Origin of the sequence: Calidithermus terrae, from assembly GCF_003574345.1 — a bacterium.
GTDB classification, from domain to species: domain Bacteria; phylum Deinococcota; class Deinococci; order Deinococcales; family Thermaceae; genus Calidithermus; species Calidithermus chliarophilus.
Genome location: NZ_QXDL01000332.1, coordinates 1 through 2,814 on the forward strand (window position 1 = coordinate 1; position 2,814 = coordinate 2,814).

The following is a 2,814-nucleotide window of genomic DNA, read 5'->3' on the forward strand; positions in this document are numbered from 1 at the left end:
CCTGCGTGGTGGGCTGGGTGGGCAGGTCGGGCACGCCCCACGACTCGTTGAAGGGCACCCAGCCCACCACGCAGGGGTGGGAGTAGTCGCGCTCGATGGCCTCGAGCCACTCCTGGGTGAGGCGGCCCAAGGCCTCGGGGGCGAAGGTGTAGGCGCTGGGCATCTCGTCCCACACCAGCAGCCCGATGCGGTCGCACCAGTACAGCCAGCGGGGGTTCTCGAGCTTCTGGTGCTTGCGCGCGCCGTTGAAGCCCAGCCGGCGGGTGAGCTCGACGTCGCGGCGCAGCTCCTCGTCGCTGGCGGTCATGAGCCCCTCGGGCCAGTAGCCCTGGTCGAGCACCATCCGCAGGTAGTAGGGGCGCTCGTTGAGCAGGAAGCGCCGCCCCTCCAGCCGCACCGAGCGCATGGCGGTGTAGCTGCTCACGCGGTCGATCACGGCCTCGCCCTGCAGCAGCTCGAGCTCGGCGTCGATGAGCTGGGGGTGCTCGGGGCTCCACAGCAGCCCGTCGCGCAGGTCGTCGATGCCGGGGTCGGGGAGGGCGAGGGTGCGGGCTAGGCGGGGGCCGCTGAGGGCGTAGCGGTCCTCGGCCAGCACCTCCCCGCCCACGCGCAGCCGCACCCGCAGGCTCAGGCCCGCCGGGAGGGGGCCGGCGAGCCGGGCCTCGAGGCGCAGGCTCCAGCCGGGCACGTCGGGGGTCCAGCGCAGCTTGGCGATGCGGGTGGCGGGGACGGCCTCGAGCCACACCGGCTGCCAGATGCCGGTGGTGCGGGGGTACCAGATGGAGTGGGGCTCGCGCTGCCAGTCCTGCTTGCCGCGCGGCTTGGCGAGGTCGTGGGGGTCGTCCTCGGCCCGCACGACGACCTCGAGCACGTCGCCCTTCAGCGCGTCGGTGACGTCGGCGTAAAAGGGGGTGTGGCCGCCGGTGTGCTCGGCGACGCGGGCGCCGTTGGCCCACACCGTGGCGCGGTAGTCCACCGCGCCGAAGTGCAGCAGCACGCGCCCGGCCTCGAGCTCCTGCGGGGTGAGGCGCACGGCGGTGCGGTACCACACCGCGCGGTGGTAGCCCTGGTCCCCGATCCCGCTGCGCGGGCTCTCGGGGGCGTAGGGGACCAGGATTTCGCGGTCGAACTCGACCTCTTCGGGGCGGGCGAAGCGGGCCTCGTCGTCGAAGGCGAAGCGCCAGGTCCCGCCGAGGTCGCGCCAGTGGGGGCGCTCGAGCTGGGGGTTGGGGTGCTGGGAATCAGGCATGGGGAACTCCACAGGAAACCCTGGTCGGAGGTGCTTTGTGTGTAGCGAAATATTACAACTCAACGCGAAATGTGTCAAGATTTAGCGAAATAAATGTGAGAATCGTTCACAAGGGATCTTCTGTGGTGCCACAGCGCCTTCGGCGGGTTTGCTAATGTTTCGGTTTTTCGTGTAACATCGAAACAAATGAGGGAGGGGTTAGCGTGCCAACATCCGGAAACCGCCGCCTGACCGTCGAGGGGGAAGCCGCCGTGCCCGTTCTGCGGGCGCTGGACTCCGAAACGCGCATGCTCATCTTCAGCCTGCTCTCGCACGAGGGCATGAACGTCTCGGAGCTCGCCGAGGCCATGGGCATGGCCCACTCCACGGTGAGCACCAACCTCAAGATGCTCGAGGAGGCCGGGCTGCTGGTGGTGCAGTACGTCCCCGGCACCCGCGGCTCGCAGAAGCTCGTCGCCAAGCGCTACGACGAGATCCTCATCAAGCTGCCCGGCGTGGCGGTGGAGGCCGACCAGGACGTGGTGGAGATCTCCATGCCCATCGGCAACTACCACCGCATCGACGTCAAGCCCACCTGCGGCTTAGCCAGCGACAGCAAGTTCATCGGCATGCTCGACGACGTGCGCAGCTTCTACGAGCCCGAGCACGTCTTCGCCCAGCTTTTGTGGTTCGGCCAGGGCTACGTCGAGTACGCCTTCCCCAACAACGTCCCGCGCGGGGCGCTCACCACCGAGCTCGAGCTCTCCGCCGAGGTCTGCTCCGAGGCCCCGCAGTACGACCACAACTGGCCCTCCGACATCACCTTGTGGATCAACGGGGTGGAGGTGGGCACCTGGACCAGCCCCGGCGACTTCGGCGGCAAGCGCGGCAACCTCACCCCCGCCTGGTGGCCCGAGGACCAGACCCAGTACGGCGTGCTCAAGCGCTGGAAGGTGAGCGCGGAGGGCTCCTTCATCGACGGCGAGGCCCTCTCGCCCGTCAAGCTCGCCGACTTGAAGCTCGAGAACGCCAACCACATCGAAGTGCGCCTGGGCGTCAAGCCCGACGCCCGCAACGTGGGGGGGATGAACCTCTTCGGCCGACGCTTCGGGAATTACCCGCAGGACCTCCTGATGCGGCTGAGCTATACGTTCCCGGAGGGGCAGAAGGCGCATAAGGTGAAGTAGGCCGGTGGCTGGTGGCTGGGGGTGGGTTGTGCGGCGTACGTGGTACGTCCTACGTCGTACGTCGTACGCAGGACGCCTTGTCACCCCCCTTAGCAAGGGGGGCTGGGGGGATAAACCCTCCCCGCGTGTGGGGAGGGAAGGGTCGAGCGCGACCGCTTCAAGACCCAGACCACAAACCCTCCCCGCGTGCGGGGAGGGAAGGGGAGGGGTTTACCACGAACTGACGGCTGAGGGCTGATAGCTGAAGGCTGACGGCTTACCGCTCCTCACTGCTCGGGGAGCTCGAAGTAGCGCCGCAGCAGGTCGCGCACTTCGGGGGGGAGGGGTTCGGACTCGAGGTAGCGCTCTGCTTGGCGCTGGACGTTCTCGGGGGGTTGGCCGCCGCGCCAGGGGTTGGGG

The 2,814-nt window shown here is 68.5% G+C and carries 2 protein-coding genes; one reads left to right on the top strand and one right to left on the bottom strand.

The features are described from left to right. A partial coding sequence (locus tag Mterra_RS20235; protein WP_275054870.1) for a glycoside hydrolase family 2 protein occupies positions 1–1,249 on the bottom strand: 1,249 nt, incomplete at its 3' end. A 203-nt stretch (positions 1,250–1,452) separates the two neighbouring features. Here Mterra_RS20235 and Mterra_RS20240 point away from each other — a divergent pair. Further along, the gene (locus Mterra_RS20240; RefSeq protein WP_119316740.1) at positions 1,453–2,415 is read left to right on the top strand and encodes an ArsR/SmtB family transcription factor; all 963 of its coding nucleotides are present in this window, start codon (positions 1,453–1,455) and stop codon (positions 2,413–2,415) included. Positions 2,416–2,814 lie beyond the last annotated feature (399 nt).